The sequence below is a fragment of the Nocardiopsis ganjiahuensis DSM 45031 genome (genome assembly GCF_000341085.1).
GTDB lineage: Bacteria > Actinomycetota > Actinomycetes > Streptosporangiales > Streptosporangiaceae > Nocardiopsis > Nocardiopsis ganjiahuensis.
On record NZ_ANBA01000009.1, the window covers coordinates 769,878 to 788,076 of the forward strand.

At 70.8% G+C, this 18,199-nt stretch carries 15 protein-coding genes and 2 pseudogenes; 7 read left to right on the plus strand and 10 right to left on the minus strand.

What is annotated here, in order from left to right; translation table 11 throughout:
- Positions 1 to 74: 74 nt before the first annotated feature.
- On the minus strand, positions 75 to 872 hold the full coding sequence (locus D458_RS0114505) for a hydroxypyruvate isomerase family protein (RefSeq protein ID WP_017587480.1): 798 nt from the start codon (positions 870 to 872) through the stop codon (positions 75 to 77).
- A gap of 419 nt (positions 873 to 1,291) precedes the next feature.
- Here D458_RS0114505 and uraD point away from each other — a divergent pair, with 419 nt between their 5' ends.
- The 6 genes from uraD (at position 1,292) to alc (ending at position 7,344) form a co-directional block, all read left to right on the plus strand.
- Complete coding sequence (uraD, locus tag D458_RS0114510; RefSeq protein ID WP_017587481.1) at positions 1,292 to 1,846, plus strand: 2-oxo-4-hydroxy-4-carboxy-5-ureidoimidazoline decarboxylase; 555 nt, start codon at positions 1,292 to 1,294, stop codon at positions 1,844 to 1,846.
- On the plus strand, positions 1,843 to 2,187 hold the full coding sequence (gene uraH, locus D458_RS0114515) for a hydroxyisourate hydrolase (RefSeq protein WP_017587482.1): 345 nt from the start codon (positions 1,843 to 1,845) through the stop codon (positions 2,185 to 2,187). Before uraD ends, uraH begins: the two co-directional genes overlap by 4 nt.
- Positions 2,188 to 2,404: 217 nt before the next feature.
- The gene (gene pucL, locus D458_RS0114520; RefSeq protein WP_026119303.1) at positions 2,405 to 3,301 is read left to right on the plus strand and encodes a factor-independent urate hydroxylase; all 897 of its coding nucleotides are present in this window, start codon (positions 2,405 to 2,407) and stop codon (positions 3,299 to 3,301) included.
- A gap of 286 nt (positions 3,302 to 3,587) precedes the next feature.
- Positions 3,588 to 5,123: a nucleobase:cation symporter-2 family protein gene (locus D458_RS0114525; protein WP_017587484.1), complete on the plus strand. Its 1,536-nt coding sequence runs from the start codon at positions 3,588 to 3,590 to the stop codon at positions 5,121 to 5,123.
- Between the two features lie 79 nt (positions 5,124 to 5,202).
- Positions 5,203 to 6,147, plus strand: a complete 945-nt coding sequence (locus tag D458_RS0114530) for a LysR family transcriptional regulator (protein ID WP_017587485.1) — start codon at positions 5,203 to 5,205, stop codon at positions 6,145 to 6,147.
- Positions 6,148 to 6,228: 81 nt separating this feature from the next.
- The gene (alc, locus tag D458_RS0114535) at positions 6,229 to 7,344 is read left to right on the plus strand and encodes an allantoicase (protein WP_017587486.1); all 1,116 of its coding nucleotides are present in this window, start codon (positions 6,229 to 6,231) and stop codon (positions 7,342 to 7,344) included.
- A 670-nt stretch (positions 7,345 to 8,014) separates the two neighbouring features.
- On the opposite strand, the gene allB is transcribed toward alc, so the two are convergent.
- Positions 8,015 to 9,364, minus strand: coding sequence for an allantoinase AllB (allB, locus tag D458_RS0114540; protein WP_017587487.1), 1,350 nt, complete (start codon positions 9,362 to 9,364; stop codon positions 8,015 to 8,017).
- A 1-nt stretch (position 9,365) separates the two neighbouring features.
- Positions 9,366 to 10,646 (minus strand): DUF6986 family protein, encoded by a 1,281-nt coding sequence (locus D458_RS0114545; protein ID WP_026119304.1) that lies wholly within the window; start codon positions 10,644 to 10,646, stop codon positions 9,366 to 9,368.
- Positions 10,647 to 10,948: 302 nt separating this feature from the next.
- Here D458_RS0114545 and D458_RS0114550 point away from each other — a divergent pair, with 302 nt between their 5' ends.
- Positions 10,949 to 11,683 (plus strand): IclR family transcriptional regulator, encoded by a 735-nt coding sequence (locus tag D458_RS0114550; RefSeq protein WP_017587489.1) that lies wholly within the window; start codon positions 10,949 to 10,951, stop codon positions 11,681 to 11,683.
- Between the two features lie 103 nt (positions 11,684 to 11,786).
- On the opposite strand, the gene era is transcribed toward D458_RS0114550, so the two are convergent.
- From era to D458_RS0114585, 7 genes and pseudogenes are all read right to left on the minus strand, one after another.
- Entirely contained in the window at positions 11,787 to 12,755 is a 969-nt protein-coding gene (gene era, locus D458_RS0114555) for a GTPase Era (RefSeq protein ID WP_017587490.1), read from the minus strand.
- Between the two features lie 11 nt (positions 12,756 to 12,766).
- Positions 12,767 to 13,111: a hypothetical protein gene (locus tag D458_RS0114560; protein WP_017587491.1), complete on the minus strand. Its 345-nt coding sequence runs from the start codon at positions 13,109 to 13,111 to the stop codon at positions 12,767 to 12,769.
- A complete protein-coding gene (locus D458_RS0114565; protein WP_017587492.1) occupies positions 13,108 to 14,493 on the minus strand; it encodes a hemolysin family protein in 1,386 nt (461 codons plus the stop codon). The genes D458_RS0114560 and D458_RS0114565 overlap by 4 nt, the downstream gene beginning before the upstream one ends.
- Positions 14,490 to 14,987 carry an rRNA maturation RNase YbeY gene (ybeY, locus tag D458_RS0114570; protein ID WP_017587493.1) on the minus strand — a complete coding sequence of 166 codons (498 nt, stop codon included), beginning with the start codon at positions 14,985 to 14,987 and terminating at the stop codon, positions 14,490 to 14,492. The genes D458_RS0114565 and ybeY overlap by 4 nt, the downstream gene beginning before the upstream one ends.
- Positions 14,988 to 15,146: 159 nt before the next feature.
- Positions 15,147 to 15,551, minus strand: a pseudogene (locus D458_RS38090) (PhoH family protein); the annotation flags it as partial.
- 1,080 nt (positions 15,552 to 16,631) lie between these two features.
- Positions 16,632 to 17,330: pseudogene (locus D458_RS38095) on the minus strand (PhoH family protein); the annotation flags it as partial.
- A gap of 238 nt (positions 17,331 to 17,568) precedes the next feature.
- Positions 17,569 to 17,919: a histidine triad nucleotide-binding protein gene (locus D458_RS0114585; RefSeq protein ID WP_017587495.1), complete on the minus strand. Its 351-nt coding sequence runs from the start codon at positions 17,917 to 17,919 to the stop codon at positions 17,569 to 17,571.
- Positions 17,920 to 18,199 lie beyond the last annotated feature (280 nt).

Consider the following 18,199-nt stretch of genomic DNA (forward strand, 5'->3'; position numbering starts at 1 on the left):
GTACTGCTGCGGTTGTGGCTGGTGTGGTTGGTGTGGCGGTGCTGCTGCGAATGCGGCCGGGCCGGCCCTCGGGGTCAGCTCAGCCAGCCGAAGCTCTGCGCGCTGGGGACGGTCGGCTTGTACTCCAGGCCGACCAGGCCCCGGTAACCGCCCGCCTGTGCGGCGGTGAGGAGTTCGTCGAGGGGCAGGTCGCCGGTGCCGGGCTCGCCGCGGCCGGGGGCGTCGGCGATCTGGATGTGCCCGAACTCGGCCGCGTGGTCGCGGACCACGGCGGCGACGTCCTCGCCGTTGACGGCCAGGTGGAAGAAGTCGGCGAGGAGCGCGACGTTCTCGGCTCCGGCCTCCTTGGCCTTCGCCACGAAGGCCAGGCCCTCGGCGGCGGTCTTGAGGGGGTAGTCCTCGGAGCCGCTGATGGGTTCGACGAGCACGGTGCCGCCCGTCTTGGCGACCGCGTTGGCCGCGGCGACGGTGTTGTCCAGAGCGATCCGGTCCTGCTCGGCGGGGTCGACCCCGTCCTGGCGCAGGCCGTAGAGGGCGTTGAAGCCGGTGGTGCCGGTGCGCTCGGCGATCTGGGCGACCACCTCGGTGTTGGCGAGGAACTCCGCGGTCCGGGAGGGGTGGGACAGCACGCCGCGGTCGGGGCCGGGGAGCCGGCCCGCGAAGAAGTTGAGGCCGCTGAGGCGGACACCCGCGGTGTCGAGCGCGTCGACGAAGGCGTCGATCTCCTCCTGCGCCGGGGTGGCGCTGTCGAAGGGCCACCAGAACTCGACGGCGTGGAAGCCCGCGTCGCGTGCGGCCTGGGGGCGCTCGTTGACGGGGAGCTCAGTGAACAGCAGGGAGCAGTTCACCGTGTACCCGAGTGTGTGGCTCATGCGTTGCCTCCGGCATCCACTTCCGCATTGTGGAAAGTAGTTTTCACTTTAAGGAATGCTTTGAGTGTGGGCCGGAGCACCGCCGCTTGTCAACCACCCGGGCGGCCAGAAGTTCGAACCCGCCCCCGCGGACAACCGCGCCAGCCCCGCCGAACCACTGCCGGCCCGCCACCGTCCACCCCGCACACCTCGCCGGTGCGCAGGAAATTCACGATTTCTTGATATCGGGACACGGATTCGACTGTTTTTCCGAGATCTCCCCTAGCCAGTGTTGACAAGGTCACACTGCCATCAACTAGAGTCCCTCCAATCCGTAATACGGAATCAGCTATCTGCACTACGAAAGCCCAGGCCGGTTCGACGTCCCTCCGCCCTCACCGGCGGACGGTCGGCGCACCGGCCGAGCCACGGGAGAACACATGCCCGAGACCACCCCGGACCAGTCGGGGGACGCCGCCGACCCGGGTCTGGCGCGTCTGAACGCCCTCTCCGAGGAGGACCTGCGCACCGAACTCGCGCAGTGCCTGAACGTGGACCGCTGGGTGGAGGCCGTCGCGTCCGAGGCGCCCTACGCCGACCGCGGCACCCTGCTCGCACGGGCCGACGCCCACGCACGCGGGATCACCTCCGACGAGGTCGCCACCGCCCTGGCCCGCCACCCGCGGATCGGGGAGAAGGCCAAGGGCCAGGACACCGAGTCGGCCTGGTCGCGCGGGGAGCAGTCGGCGTTCGCCGCCGACACCGACGACGCCTCCGCCAGGGTCCAGCGGATCTTCACGTTCGCCCAGGGTGAGTACGAGGAGAGGTTCGGGCAGATCTACCTTGTCTGCGCCAGCGGCCGCAGCAGCCGCGAACTCCTCGCGGACCTGGTCGCACGGCTGGACAACGACCGCGACACCGAACTGACCGTCGTCGGCGAGGAGCTCCGCAAGATCTCCGGACTCCGCCTGGTCAAACTCCTGGAGGCAGCATGAGCCACGTGACCACCCACATCCTGGACGCCGCCCTGGGCAGCCCCGCCCGTGACGTCCCGGTCCGCCTGGAAGCGGCCACCGACCCCGGCCGCACCTCCTGGAAGACCGTCGCGGAGGGCCGCACCAACAGTGACGGCCGCGTGCCCGACCTGGGCCCCGACCAGCTCTCCGCCGGCTACTACCGGGTCGTCTTCGACACCGGGGCCTACTTCACCGCGACGGGCCAGCGCGGGTTCTACCCCGAGGTCACCATCGTGTTCGACCTCTCCGAGGAGGACCAGCACTACCACGTGCCCCTGCTGCTGAGCCCGTTCGCCTACTCCACCTACCGGGGCTCGTAGGCCGGTCCCCAGCCGACGATCACCCGGTAACCAACCCTCCGGCCGAGGAGCACCGATCTGACACCGACCAGCCGGTAACACCTCAACCTCTTCGAGTGCGTGACAGGTCCTTCCGCATGACCACAGCGGTCCTCCCTCATACGCACGGCGCACCGACGCGAACACCGCGCTCGGCGCAAGCGATGAAACCGAATCCACACGGATGGAGTTCACCCTGATGGGCATCAGACTCGGAGACAACCAGTACGGCAAGGCCGAGGTCCGCCTCGTCCACGTCCAGCGCGACACCGACGTCCACCAGATCAAGGACGTCAACGTCACCTCCCAGCTCCGCGGCGACCTGGAGGACGTCCACACCGTCGGCGACAACTCCAAGTGCCTGCCGACCGACACGCAGAAGAACACCGTCTACGCCAAGGCCCGCGAGTGGGGCGGCGTCGGCGCGATCGAGGACTTCGCCCTGCGCCTGGCCCGTCACTTCGTGGACGAACACGAGTACGTGCACGGGGCCCGCCAGGAGATCCAGGAGTACTCCTGGGACCGGATCGACACCGCGCACGGCCCGCACGACCACGCCTTCTCCCGTCGCGGGGCCGAGACCCGCACCACCGTCGTCAACAAGGACGGCGACAACGAGTGGGTGGTGTCCGGCTTCGAGGGCCTGACCGTCCTCAAGTCCACCGGCTCGGAGTTCCACGGCTACCCGAAGACCCGGTACACGACCCTTCCCGAGGTCACCGACCGGATCCTGGCCACCGACGTCACCGCCCGCTGGCGCTACGTCGGCACCGACCACGACTTCGACAAGTCGTACGCCTCCGTCCGGGCCCTGTGCCTGGAGGCCTTCGCCGAGACGCACAGCCTCGCCCTCCAGCAGACGCTGTACGCGATGGGCACGGCCGTCCTGGAGGCCCACCCCGAGATCGCCGAGATCCGCTTCTCCATGCCGAACAACCACCACTTCCTGGTGGACCTCTCCCCGTTCGGCCTGGACAACCCCAACGAGGTCTTCTTCGCCGCCGACCGCCCGTACGGCAAGATCGAGGCCACGGTCGAGCGCGACGACGCCCCCGGGGCGGGCGAGGCCTGGAAGACCGTTCCCGGCTTCGTCTGACCCCCTGGCGCCGGGGACCACCCCAAGGTCCTCCCCGGCGCTCCCTGAACACCGGGGCCCGCGCGTGCGGCCGGGCCCCGGCACCCCCCCATCCGGGGCCTCCCCGGCGCTTTCCCCATCCGGGGCCTTCCCCGCCTGCCCAGCGAGAGTTGGGCCACACCGGCCTTCGGCATGCCCGAAAACAGGCGTCTCAGACAGCCGAGGCCGGCGCGACACCACCGGGCACACGCCCGGAGAACCCGGTCACCCCTCAGTGACCACCGATCGCAAAGGCTGGAAACTGGCCATGTCGAACAGTCCGTCCGCGAAGGACTCGGCCACAACGAACGCCACGAACCCCGCGCGTCCCGAGGACGAGAAGCTGCCCCTGCGGCTGATGCTCGTCTACGGGCTCCAGCACATCCTCACCATGTACGCCGGTGCGGTGGCACCGGCACTCGTCATCGGCGCCGCCGCTGGGCTCGCGAACGATCCCGCCGCCATGGGAATCCTCGTCAGCGGCGCGCTCCTGGTGGCGGGAATCGCCACCCTCATGCAGACCGTCGGCCACAAGCGGATCGGCGCCCAGATGCCGATCGTGGTGGCCTGCTCGTTCGTCCCCGTCAGCGCCATCACCGCGCTGGCGGCCGGCCAGAACGGCGAGAACCTCCCCGTGGCCTTCGGCGCGTCGATGGCCGCGGGCGTGTTCGCCCTGCTCCTGACACCGTTCTTCGGCCAGCTGATCCGGTTCTTCCCGCCGATCGTCACGGGCACGATCATCACGGTGATCGGGGTCAGCCTGATGCCGGTGGCCGCCCGCTGGATCATGGACGGCGCCACCCACGTCGCAGTGGACGGCTCCGAGGTCCCCGCCGCCCCGCTGGGCAACCTCGCCCTGGCCGGACTGACCCTGGCGGTCATCCTCATCGGCTCCCGCCTGTTCCCCGGCATCTGGGGACGGCTGTCCATCCTGCTCGGCCTGATCGTGGGCACGCTCGTCGCGATCCCGCTCGGCGCGGCCGACTTCAGCCGGGTGGGCGAGGCCGACTTCGTGTTCAACCCCGCGTCGGTGTTCTACTTCGGCGCGCCCCAGTTCGAGGTCACCGCGATCCTCACCATGTGCATCATCATGCTCGTGGTCCTGACCGAGGGCGCCTCGCACATCATCGCGGTCGGTGAGATCACCGGCTCCAAGGTCGACGCCAAGCGCATCTCGGCGGGCCTGCGCGCCGACGTCAGCGGTTCGATCATCGGCCCGATCTTCAGCGCCACCCCCACCAGCTCGTTCGCGCAGAACATCGGCCTGCTCGCCCTGACCGGCATCCGCAGCCGCTACGTGGTCGCCACCGGCGCGGCCATCCTGCTGACCCTGGGCATGTTCCCGGTGCTCGGCGGGGTCATGGCCGCCATCCCCACCCCGGTGCTGGGCGGGGCCGGCCTGGTCCTGTTCGGCAGTGTGGCCGCCAGCGGGGTCAAGACCCTGGCCAAGGTGGACTTCACCAACAACCTCAACCTGATCCTGGTCGCCGCCTCGGTGGGCGTGGCGATCATCCCGCTGGCCTACCCGACCTTCTACTCCTTCCTCCCGGAGTCGGTCGAGCTGATCGCGCACTCGGGCATCATCGGCGCGGCGATCGTCTCGATCCTGCTGAACATCTGCTTCAACGTGATCGGCCGCGGCCCCTCGGCCTCCCCCGCCGAGATCGACCAGGCGGAGATCGGCAGCGCCGGGCCCGGTGAGGCCAAGTACACCGACCAGGCCGGCGCGACCTACCGCGGCGAGGAGGAGCGCGAGGCCGACAGGAGCGAGACCGGGGAGGCGGAGCGCCCCGAGCGGACCTGACCTCGGTCCACCCCCGTCCCGGGGCGGGCGCACCGTGAAGGTGCGCCCGCCCCACTTCTGTTAAGCGAAGGTGAATGGTATGCCTGTGAGGGTGACCGACTGGGACCTGCGCAAGCTGCGCGTACTCCGCACCCTCGAAGAGCTCGGAACCGTCCGCGCCACCGCCGAGGCGCTGTCCATGACGCCTTCGGCCGTCTCCCAACAGCTGTCGTCGCTGTCCCAGCAGGTGGGGGTGGCCCTGTTGGAGGCGCACGGGCGCCGGGTGCGGCTCACCGACGCCGCGCACGTGCTGCTGCGGCACACCGACGTGGTGCTGGCCCAGCTGGAGCGGGCCGAGGCCGAGCTCGACGGGTTCGTCCGCGGTGAGGCCGGACGGGTGCGCGTGGGCACCTTCGCCACCGCGATCCCGGGCCTGGTGGTCCCGGCGCTGAACGCCCTGCGCGCGGCCCACCCGGGGCTGCGCACCCGGGTGCACCAGGCCGAGGCGGCCGAGGTGTACGAACTGCTCTCGGCGGGTGAGATCGACATCGGCCTGTCCCTGGCCGCGCAGGCGCCCACCGGCAACGACGGCCGCTACGACCGGACCGAGCTGCTCACCGACCCCCTGGACGTGGCCGTGCCCGCCCAGCACCGGCTCGCCACCTCGCCCGCCCTGCGCCTGCGCGACCTCGCCGAGGAGCCGTGGATCTACGGTGCTTCGGGACCCTGGCGGGACATCACCCTCGCGGCCTGCGCCCAGGCCGGGTTCGCCCCCGAACAGGCCCACGTGGCCTCCGACTGGCGGGCCATCCTGGACATGGTGGCGGCCGGCATGGGGGTGGCGCTGATCCCCCGGCTGGCCGCGACCCGTGACGCGCCCGGGGTGGCCCTGCGCATCCCCCGCTCGGAGCAGCCGCGCCGCCACGTGGTCACCGCCGTGCGCTCCGGCTCCGGGGAGCGCCCGCAGATCGCCCTCGCCCTGCGGGCCCTGGCCGAGGCGGCAGCACGCCTCAGCACCGCAAATGTTCAGTTGAAACGAACATAATGATCAAAAACTTTCGCTGGAATTAACCGGTTTCTCCTGCGACTCTGGAAAGGCCCCACCACAGAGACCAACAGGAGAAACGTGAGCCAGGCCCCGTCCTTCGACCCCCGCGCCTACAACGCCCAGCCGTACCCCGGCGGCGACCCCTACGGTGACTTCAAGAAGACCGAGCTGGACTTCTCCGGGCTGGTCGACCTCGCCGACCGCCGCCTCGGCGCCGGTGTCGTGGCCGCCAACGACGAGTTCTTCGCCGAGCGCGAGAACCTGCTCCGGACCGAGCCCGCGGTGTTCGACCCGCACCACTTCGGGCACAAGGGCAAGGTCATGGACGGCTGGGAGACCCGGCGGCGCCGCGGTGTGAGCGCCGAGCAGCCCCACCCCACCGCCGAGGACCACGACTGGGCCCTGGTCCGTTTCGCCCTGCCCGGGATCATCCGCGGCCTCGTCGTGGACACCGCGCACTTCCGCGGCAACCACCCCACCGAGATCAGCGTCGAGGCCGCCCACCTGGAGGGCACCCCCACCACCGAGGAGCTCCTCGCCGCCGAGTGGACCGAGATCGTCCCCCGCACCCCGGTTTACGGCCACGCCGAGAACGGGTTCGAGGTGGAGGACCCCCGCCGCTGGACCCACCTGCGCCTCAAGCAGTTCCCCGACGGCGGTGTGGCGCGCCTGCGCGTGTACGGCGAGCCCGTCGCCGACCCCGCCTGGCTGGCCGCGCTCGGCAGCTTCGACGTCGCCGCGCTGGTCAACGGCGGCTCCGTCGAGGACGCCTCGGACCGTTTCTACTCCTCGCCGGAGAACATCATCCAGCCCGGGCGTTCGCACAAGATGGACGACGGCTGGGAGAACCGCCGCCGCCGCGACACCGGCAACGACTGGGTGCGCTTCCGCCTCACCGCCCAGGCCTCCGTCCGGGCCATCGAGCTCGACACCGCTTACCTGAAGGGCAACTCCGCCGGCTGGGTGACCGTCCTGGGCCGCGACGGCGACGGCGAGTGGTTCGAGATCGTGGGCCGCACCAGGCTCCAGCCCGACAGCGCCCACCGCTTCGTCCTGGACAGCCCGGTCACCGTGACCCACATCCGCACCGACGTGTTCCCCGACGGCGGTATCGCCCGCCTGAACGTCTACGGCACCCTCACCGAGGCCGGCGAGGCGGACCTGCGCAAGCGCTGGGAATCCGCTCGGAGCTGATCCCTCCCGAGATCCGGGGCGGGCACGCGTCAGCGTGCCCGCCCCTCCACATGTCCGGGGGCAGCCGTCTCCCCAGGCCGGCGCATAACGCCCCACGTGTCACGGCCGGTCACTTCTTCTGCCGGAAGGGCGGAAGAGCCAACAGCGGCACCGAAGACAGCCGTCCCCCCAGGCCTGCGATGAGCGGTACTCGTGTCGCGGCCGGTCACTCCTTCTGACGGACAAGCGGCGGCGAAGGCGGGAGCTGGCCCGGGTGGCCTTTGGGGCTCAGCTTTGCAGGGCGAGGCGTCCGAAACCCGCGCGTGGAGGTGTCCGGTACTTCCGAAACCGGCAGCTCCCCGATGATCTTGCTCTTAGCGCCGTTCTCGGCGCCGAGAGTGGCGCTAGGAGCAAGATCATTTGCGGGAAGGGACCCGAAACCCGCCCCGGACCGGCCCACTCACGCTCGCTGCCGCTGTTGCGTTGGGACGCTTGACCAGCCGCGACACGACCAAGTGGTCCGCGCAGGCCTGGGGAGGCTGCTGCCCTCGCTGCCGCTTGTCCGTCGGAACCGGCAACCGGCCGCGACACGACCAGGCGTCGGGTTCGGGCCCAGAATCTCGGGTGGCCCTCCCCCTGAACGCGAACGGGCGCCCCACCTCGCGGTAGGGCGCCCGGAAGGCTCAGGGAACTAACTCCGGGTGATCATCTGACCGTTGGTGCTCTCCGGGCCGACGTCGACTCCGCGGAGGACGGTACGGCGGACACGGCCGAAGAGGTCGGCGCCGTCGTAGGCGCTCACCGGGTTGCGGTGGGCCAGGGCGCGCGCCTCGACGCGGACGCTCTCCTCCGGGGCGAAGACCGCGAGGTCGGCGTCCAGACCCTCCGAGATCGCACCCTTGCCGGGCACGCCCGCGACACGGGCCGGCTCGGACGACATCCAGCGCACGACCTCGGCGAGGGCGATGCCGCGGGTGCGGGCCTCGGTCCACATGGCCGAGAGCCCCACCTGGAGGCCGGCGACGCCGCCCCAGGCGGTGCCGAAGTCACCGGTGTCCAGGTCCTTCAGGTCCGGGGTGCTCGGCGAGTGGTCGCTGACCACGCAGTCGATCAGGCCGTCCTGGAGCGCCCGCCACAGGAGGTCGCGGTTGGCGCGGTCCCGGATGGGCGGGCAGCACTTGTAGCTGGTGCCGCCGGAGGGGATCTCCTCGGCGGCCAGGGTGAGGTAGTGCGGGCAGCTCTCCACCGTGAGCGGCACGCCCTCCTGTTTGGCCTGGGCGATGAGCGGCAGCGCGGAGGCGCTGGACAGGTGGAGGATGTGCGCGCGCACCCCGGTGCGGCGGGCGGTGTCGATCACCAGGGCGATCGCCGCGTGCTCGGCCTCGTCGGGACGGGAGGCGAGGAAGTCCGCGTAGTCACGGCCGGAGGCGGCAGGCGCCGAGTCCAGCACCGCGGGGTCCTCGGCGTGCACGATGAGGCGACCGCCGAAGGCGTGGATGGCGGTGGCCGCGGTGTACAGCTGGTTGGGCGAGAGGTGCCCGAACTCGTCCACGCCGGAGGGCGACAGGAAGGCCTTGAAGCCGAACACCCCTTCGGCCCACAGGTCGGAGAGGGTGCCGGTGGTGTTGGCGCCGCTGTTCTCCGGAACGGCCCCGCCCCAGAAGCCCACGTCGACGGCGAGCTTGCCCTCGGCCACCGCTCTCTTGGCCTTGAGGCCCTCGACGGTGGTGGTGGGCGGCACGCTGTTCAGCGGCATGTCCACGAGCGTGGTCACCCCGCCCAGGGCGGCGGCGCGGGTGGCGCTGGCGAACCCCTCCCACTCGGTGCGGCCGGGCTCGTTGACGTGCACGTGGCTGTCCACGAGACCGGGCAGCAGAACCTCGTCCTCGGCCAGGCGCAACTCCTCCCGTGCCCGGACCGGGGCCTCGTCCCCGGTCAGGACCCGGGTGATCCTTCCGTTGTCGACGACCACGCTCACCGGGCGCTCACCCTCGGGGGTGAGGGCGCGGCGGGCGCGAACGACGAGTGCGTGTTCGGTCAACTCACTGCTCCTGTCCGACACGGCGGGTGGCCAGAGCGACGATGGTACTCGCATCGGCGCCGGCGGCCCCGACCACCTCGGTCTCCTCCAGGGCACCGCAGCGCAGGCCGCTGGCGAGCACCGAGGCCAGGGCCTGGGCGGTGGCGGGCTCGTCCATGACGTTGCCGCCGGTCTGCCCGAGGTAGGCCTTCAGTCGCGCGGCGGCCGGGGCGAAGGCCTCGCGGTAGAAGGCGTAGGTGGCCAGGTAGCGGATGGGAAGCTGGTTCGGGTGCAGGTCCCACCCCTGGTAGAAGCCGCGCTCCAGGGACCGGCGGACCAGGCCCGCGTGCAGGTTCCAGGCGGAGCGCACGTCCTCCGGGGTGCCGGTCGGCAGGATGTTGCTGCCGCCGTCGGAGAGCCACACGCCGGTACCGGCCGCGGCCACCTGCATGACCGACTTCGCGAAGTCGGCCACCGGGTGGGCCAGGCTCTGGTGGGCGGCGGTGATCCCGCAGGCGGCGCTGTAGTCGTAGGTGCCGTAGTGCAGGGCGGTCACCCGGCCCTGGCCCGCCTGGATCATGCGGGCCACCGCGACCGTGCCGTCGGTGAGCAGGATCGACTGGGGGGTCTCGATCTGGAGCTCGAACCGCAGGCGCCCGGCGGGCAGGCCGAAGCGCTCCTCGAGCCGCTCGCTGACCCACACCATCGCCTCGACCTGCTCGACCGAGGTGATCTTGGGCAGGGTGAGCACGAGGTTGTCCGGCAGCGAACCGTGACCCTCCAGGAGGGTCTGCAGGAAGAGCGTGAGGGTGCGCACGCCGCGGTGGCGCCCGGCGGCCTCCATGCCCTTCATCCGGATGCCGAAGTAGGGGGTGGCCGTCCCCTGCTTCAGGTCCGAGACGAACGCGTTGGCGGTGGCGAGCACGTCGGCGTCCTCGGCCTCGTCCCCGGGTGCCCCGTAGCCGTCCTCGAAGTCGGCGCGCAGGTCCTCGACGGGCTCGCGGACGAGCTTGGCCCGGACCAGCGGGAGCGCGTCGGCGACGGCCTCCTCGCTGAGGCCGGTGATCCCGGCGAGGTCCGCGGCCTCGGGCGCGTACTCGTCGAGGGCGGCGACCGCCTGCTCGCCCCAGGCCGCGGCCAGGCCGGGCCGGACGCGGTCGGCGGGCACGTAGACACTGTGCACCGGCTGGCGGCCGCCGTTGGTCCCGGGGTACTCGCGGTCCAGTCGCGCGTCGGCCTCGGCGAGCCGGGCGTCGAGTGCGGTGACCAGATCGGTCAAGCCCTGAAGGCTGTCCCTCGCCACGTGTCGTGTCCTCCTCCGTCGTTGGTGCCGGCTCTCGGAGAGCCTCTGAGAGACCGGTCACTAATTTCTATATGCGGATACTAACTTCTGCGATTCGGAAGAACAAGGGCCTCAGGGGACCTACGATCCACTCCAGGAACCTTCGATACACAACGGAGAGCGAAACCCGCCTTTCGTATTGCAGAATGATGAACGTGACCGCAGCGGCCCTCAGCATGGGAGCACGACCCTTGTCAGCCTCAGAGATTCCCCCGACGGACCAGCCCCGCCCTCCCGAGGAGACGGCCCGGCGCTCCGGAGGCGTGCAGTCCCTGGACCGCGCCTTCGCCCTGCTGGAGATCATGGCCGAGGCCGGCGGCGAGGCCTCCCTGAGCCAGCTCGCCGGCTCCTCGGGCCTGCCTCTGCCCACCATCCACCGCATCATCCGCACCCTGGTCGGCAACGGGTACGTGCGCCAACTGCCCTCCCGCCGCTACGCCCTGGGCCCGCGCCTGATCGGGCTCGGCGACAAGGCCGCCCAGATGCTCGGCACCTGGGCACGCCCCCACCTGGCCCAGCTCGTGGAGGACCTCGGCGAGACCGCCAACCTCGCGATGCTCGACGGAGACAAGGTCATCTACGTGGCCCAGGTCCCCTCGCCCCACGCCATGCGCATGTTCACCGAGGTCGGCCGCCGGGTCCTGCCGCACTCGGCGGGGGTCGGCAAGGCCCTGCTCTCGCAGCTCAGCGACGAGGAGGCCTTGGCCGCCGTGCGCCGCACCGGCATGCCCGCCGCCACCGAGCGCACCATCACCGACCCCGACGCCTTCCTCGCCGAGCTCCACCGCATCCGCGAGGCCGGGTACGCCATCGACGACGGCGAGCAGGAGATCGGCGTGCGCTGCGTGGCCGTGCCGGTCAAGGACGCCCCCTCGGGCATGGCGGTGTCGGTCTCGGGCCCCGAGGCCAGGGTGAGCTGGGACTTCGTGGACCAGGCCGCCCCCATCGTGCAGAAGTGTGCGCGGGTCCTGGCCACCGACCTCAACAACCAGAGCTGAGCACACGGCACGCGGAACACGCGAGGGGGCTGTGACCACATGTGGTCACAGCCCCCTCCGCGCGCTCCGGGTCCGGAGATACCTCCGGAACACGGCCCGAACGCTACGTCTGCTGGTCGAAGCCCAGCTTGCGCAGCTGCTTGGGGTCGCGCTGCCAGTCCTTGGCCACCCGTACCCGCAGGTCCAGGAAGACCCGCCGGCCGAGCAGGCCCTCGATCTGCTTGCGGGCCTGCGAACCCACGTCGCGCAGACGCGAGCCCTTGGAGCCGATCACGATCGCCTTCTGGCTGGGGCGCTCCACGTACAGCGACGCGTAGATGTCCACCAGTTCCTTGCCGGGCTTGGTGTTCTCCCGCTCGTACATCTCGTCCACGACCACCGCGATGGAGTGCGGAAGCTCGTCCCGGACCCCCTCCAGGGCGGCCTCGCGGACCAGCTCGGCCACGAGCATCTCGTCGGGTTCGTCGGTGAGGTCGCCCTCCGGGTACAGCGGCGGCCCCTCCGGCAAATGCGAACAGAGCACGTCGGCGACGGTGTCCAACTGGTAGGCCCCGCGCGCGGACACCGGGACGATGTCGGCCCAGTCGCCCAGCTCGTTCACGGCCATCAGGTGTTCGCCGACGGCCCCCTTGTCCACCAGGTCGGTCTTGGTCACGAGGGCGACCACCGGGGTGTTGGTCTGCTCCGCGAGCTCCTTGGCGATGTAGGTGTCACCGCGTCCGATCGGCTCGTTGGCCGGCAGACAGAACGCGATCACGTCCACCTCGACCAACGTGGACCGCACCAGCGAGTCCAGCCGCTCCCCCAGAAGGGTGCGGGGCTTGTGCAGACCGGGCGTGTCCACGATGATCAGCTGCGCCTCCGGCCGGTGCACGATGCCGCGCACCGTCCGCCGGGTGGTCTGGGGCCGGTTGCTGGTGATCGCCACCTTCTGCCCGACCAGCGCGTTCATCAGAGTGGACTTGCCCACGTTCGGGCGGCCCACGAAGCACGCGAAACCGCTCCGGAAACCCTCCGGGTAGGAGGGCAACTCCAGAGGTACACGGAGCTTCTCGAGGTCGAGGTCGTTCATCGGGTCCTTCTTTAACGCCGGGTGATGCTCGCGGGCACCCCGTCAGGGGCCGCGATCACCACCACCTGGGTCTTCAGGTCGTCCGCCACCGCGCGGTCGTCCTCGGTCAGCTCCTTGGCCTCGGTGACGACCACCGCGGCCTCCAGTGCGGAGGCCTCGCTGGACGCCGCCGCGGCCACCGCGGCCTGGAGAGCGGTGAGGCGCAGGGAGGGCAGCGACACCGTGGTGGCCACGTACGTGCGCCCGGTCTCGTCGCGCACCGCGGCGCCCTCGGCTGCCGCGTTCCGAGCCCGGGAGGCCCGCGCGAGCGTGATGAGCTTGCCGTCCTCGGGGCCGAGTCCCGTCGTGTCCGTCACTGGTCCGTGCTCCTTACGTGTTGGTCGAAGCCCTGGCCCTGTTCGAGCGGCAGCCGCTCCACCAGAACCGTGGTCATCCGGTTGCGGCGGCTGCTCTTGCCCTCCAGGGTGAGCCTGAGTCCAGCGTATTGCGCCTGGGCGCCGCCCGCGGGGACCCGGCCCAGCACGAACGCCACCAGACCGCCCACGGTCTCCACGTCGGAGACGTCGAGGTCGCGGTCGGGGAAGAGTTCGGCGAGCTCGCCCAGCGGCAGGCGCGCGGTCACCCGCACCCTGTCCTCGTCCAGCCGGTCCACGGGCGCGATCTCGTGGTCGTACTCGTCGGTGATCTCGCCGACGATCTCCTCCACGATGTCCTCGAGGGTGACCAGGCCGGCGGTACCGCCGTACTCGTCGATCGCCACCGCGACGTGGTTGCGCTGCTTCTGCATCTCGCGCAGCAGCTCGTCGATGGGCTTGGTGTCGGGCACGTAGGTGGCGCTGCGCATCACGTCACCGGCGGTCAGGGGCACGTCCTCCGCGCCGCCCGCCGTCGCCGCCCAGCGGTCGCGCAGCCGCTCCACCAGGTCCTTGAGGTAGACGATGCCGACCACGTCGTCCTCGTCCTCGCCGGTCACCGGGATACGCGAGTACCCGCTGCCCATGGCGAGCGTGAGGACCGCGTCGGCGTCGGCGTCCCGGCTCGTGAAGACGATGTCGGGCCGCGGCACCATCACCTCGCGCACGGAGGTGTCGTCGAGCTTGAACACCGAGTGGATCATCTCGCGCTCCTCGGGGTCGATGACCTCCCCCTGCTCGGCGAGGTCCACCAGCTGGCGCAGCTCCACCTCGGTGCTGAAGGGACCGTCCCGGTCGCCCTTGCCCCGCGGGGTGAGCGCGCGGCCCGCTCCCACGAGGAGCCGGGCCGGCGGGCCCAGCACCACCTGGAGCGGGTAGACGACCGTGGCGCTGGCCCTCGCGATCGGACGGGCGAACTGGCGGCCGAGGATACGCGGGGTGACGGCGATCAGCACGCACTCCACCACGATCATCGCCACGGCGGTCAGCACCAGGGCGGGCCAGCCCGCTCCCATCAGGAAGACCATGCCGACGGCGGCGGCCAGGACCGCGCAGACCTCGCACACCACACGCAGGAACAGCAGTATGTTCAGGTGCGCGGTGGGGTCGGCGGCGACCCGGTCCCAGGCGGAGCGCGACTTGGCGGCGCGCTCGCCGTGGGCGGCCTCCATGCCCAGGGACATGACGCGGGTGACGGCGACCTCCGCCGCCACCAGGAACCCGGCTGCCGCGGTCAGCAGCAGAGCGACCAGGAAGGCCGCCGCCCACTCCACGGGATCACCCGTGGTCAGCGGAGCCAGGTCCGGCCAGAGCGACGCGCTCATCGGGCGCTCTCGTCCCCTTCGGTCGTCTCCTCGGCGGCGGCCTCGCGCTCGCGCCAGGCGGCGAGGATCTCACCCTGGAGACCGAACATCTCCTTGTGCTCCTCGGGCTCGGCGTGGTCGTAGCCGAGCAGGTGCAGGATGCCGTGCGTGCACAGCAGGTCGATCTCGGCCTGGGTGCCGTGGCCGGCGGTCTCGCCCTGGCGCTCGGCCACCTGCGGGCAGATGATCACGTCACCGAGCACACCCGGGTCGCTGGTGCGGCCGGGGCCGCCGGGGCGCAGCTCGTCCATGGGGAACGAGAGCACGTCGGTGGGGCCGGGCTCGTCCATCCAGCGCACGTGGAGGTCGGTCATGGGTCCTTCGTCCACCAGCACGACGGACAGCTCGGCCAACGGGTGCACCCGCATGGCGTCGAGCACGTGCCGGGCCAGACGGGAGAGTCGCTCCTCGTCCACGGTGGTGACGCCGGACTCGTTGGCGACGTCGATACTCATCGGTTGCGGCTGCCTCACTTGGATTCGGTGTGGTGGTCGGCGGTGTCCCTCCGCCCGGCGCCCGCTCCCGCGGGGAGGACCCGGCGGGAAAGCGCCGTACCGACAGCGGTGGGCCCGCACGAGGCGGACCCACCGGCCGGTGTCACTGCGTACTTCTCCTCAGTCTGCCCGGTGTTCGGGGCCCTCGGCGCCGCCACCGTCATCCTTCGGAGTGTCTCCGCCCCGGCGCCGCCCCCCGCGAGGGGTCGGCCGGCCGCGGTCCCCGTCGCCCCGGTTCCCCTGAGCGGCGTCGTGACGCCCGTAGGCGTCGACGATCTGGCCCACCAGCTTGTGCCGGACGACGTCCTCACTGGTCAGTCGGCAGAAGGCGATGTCGTCGATATCACGCAGAATGTTCTCGATCGTCCGGAGCCCGCTGGTCTGCCCGCCGGGCAGGTCCACCTGGGTGACGTCGCCGGTGACCACGATCTTCGATCCGAACCCGAGCCGGGTCAGGAACATCTTCATCTGCTCCGGCGAGGTGTTCTGCGCCTCGTCCAGAATGATGAAGGAGTCGTTGAGCGTGTTGTGCGTGAGCAGGAAGTCCTCGGTGACGTAAAGGGAGTCCTCCGCCGCCACCTGGATGCACACACACTCCTCGCTCCCGGCGGGTTCGATCGAGTCGACGAAGCGCATGGGGCGTCCGCCGCCGGTGGCATCGTACTTGTCGCGCTTGCGCTGGAGCCGGAAGGGCTGAACGCCCTCGGGCAGACGCAGGTCGAGGACGTACGCGTCCTGGCGGTGGAAGACTCTGCGCCCCCTGGCCAGATCCGGCGAGCGCCCTTCGGCGGGGCGGCTGCGGCCGTAGACCACGCCGCCGAGCGACTGGACCAGGAAGGTCACCGCGTCGCGCAGCTTCGGGGACGCCGTGCCGTACTGGACGCGGCAGGCACGGCCCGACTGTGTGACCGGGCCGCCGTCGGAGTCCAGGAGCCCTTGGAGGAGCGCCAGCCGAATCTCGGCCGTGTTGTACAGGTAGTCGTCCGGAACGAATTTCGTCCCGGAGGTGGCACCGCACAGGCCCAGGTCGCGCAGGATCGCCGTCACCGGGTCGGCGATGGTGATCACGTCGCCGGGCCGGCTCTCCCGGTTGAGTACGTAGTCCGCGCCGGACCTGCGCCGAACGCGAACGCCCGGCAGCAGTTCGTCGAGCGCCTCGGCCAGCTCCGGGTCCTCGGTGGCGAAGCTCGGCGTGGTCGAGCCGGTCGGACAGCCGTCCCCCAGAAGCAGCCCCAGGGCGTACGCGTCCATGGGAACCTCCCGCTCGGGGAAGGCCACGGGCTCGCTGAGCAGCGGGAGCTCGTACTTGCGGTAGTGGGAGCTGCGCAGACCGCTCTCGGCGATCTCCTTGGCGGTGAGCACCCGGGGCGGTTTGCCCCGGCGGGCGTCGTCCCTGGTCCGAACGGTCCACAGGTGGTCCTCGGAGCACAGCGTCGAGGCGCCGTCCTGGGAGGAGAACCGGTAGACCGCCTTCTCTCCCTGCGGATACACCCCGATCACCGGGGTCGGCTTCCCCTCGGAGCCGACCACCAGGTCGCCGATCCCGAGCTCACCGATCGGCCGAAAGCCCTCCGGGGTCAGGACCTTGGTGTGCAGTGGTTGAGCCCGACCGCGCATGTACGCCAGGGGTGCGACCTCGATGGTTCCGGCGGCCATCAGCTTGGGGATGGAGTCCGGGTCGAGCATGTCGTGCAGGGCGTCGTAGAGCGGGCGCAGGTAGGGGTCGATCTTGTCGTAGAGGGTGCCGGGCAGGAAGCCCAGGCGCTCACCGGCCTCGACCGCGGGGCGGGTGAGGATGATCCGGTTGACTTCCTTGTCCTGGAGGGCCTTGACCGCCTTGGCCATCGCCAGGTAGGTCTTGCCGGTGCCCGCCGGGCCGATGCCGAAGACCACGGTGCGCTGGTCGATGGTGTCGACGTAGCGCTTCTGGTTCAGCGTCTTGGGGCGGATGGTCTTGCCCCGGTTGGACAGGATGTTGGTCGTCAGCACGTCCGCGGGGCGCTCTTTGCCCGGGGAGCGCAGCATGTGGATCATGCGCTCGATGGTGTCGGGGGTGACGTGGGTTCCGCTCTTGGCGAGCTCGATCAGCTCCTCCACGAGGCGGACCACCACGGCCGTCTCCTCGGGGGTACCGCTGATCGTGAACTCGTTGCCTCGGACGTGGATGTCGCTCCTGAAGGACCGCTCCAGCGCCCGGAGGAGCTCGTCCCCCGAACCCAGCAGGCTGATCATCGTGTGTTCGTCCGGCACCACGACCTTGACCTGGGTGTCCCGGTCCGGGTGCGTGTGAGTTGACTCGGCCATGGTGAGGCCTTGCGGCCGCTGTCCCTACCCTTCGGTCACGGTCCCCGGGGTCGGTTCCCGGAGTTCCTCGCGGACGGGCCGCACACCGTGCCCGACAATGTCGTTCACGGTCACCACGGGTGTGTGGGACAACCGAAGTGGCCGGTGGGGCCCGCCCCGAGTCTACCAACGGGGACCCGGCGGACTCGATGGGTTATTCGGCGTCCTCCGGGTCCCGCCGACGCGTTCAGGCTCCCGTCTACCCGGGGGGCCAGCTCAGACCGCGGCCGCCGAGCACGTGCGCGTGGAGGTGGAAGACGGTCTGTCCGGCCCCGGCCCCGGTGTTGAAGACCGTCCGGTAGCCGGTGTCGGCCACCCCCTCGGCCTTGGCCACCTCGTGGGCCTCCCGGACCACGGCGTCCAGCAGCCCGCTGTCGGTGGCCGCCGCGGCCGCGGCGTCGGCGTGGTGTTCACGCGGGATGACCAGGACGTGGGTGGGCGCCTGGGGGTTGATGTCGCGGAAGGCGACCGTGCGCTCCCCCTCGCGGACGATCTCCGCGGGCACCTCCCCCTTCACGATCTTGCAGAAAAGGCAGTCGGGGTCGACCATCGCTCACCTTCCGTCGCGCGGGCCGCGCCGCACCGCTTCTCGGGCTCGGCGGCGCCGCTTCTCGGGCATGTCCGGGGACCATGATGCCGCAGGTTCCGGGGCCGGGAGGAGATGAACCCTCAACCTTTCCGCAACCGTTCCGATCGACGTTCGCCGCCGGTGGCGGCTCCCGGCGCGGTAGTCTTTGCGTCCGTGCGCGTCAGGTTGTCGGCACGTCCGCCGTTTGGCCCCATCCGGCGTGTTCGGATTGAAACGCACGTCTACTTGGAAAAGAAGAGGT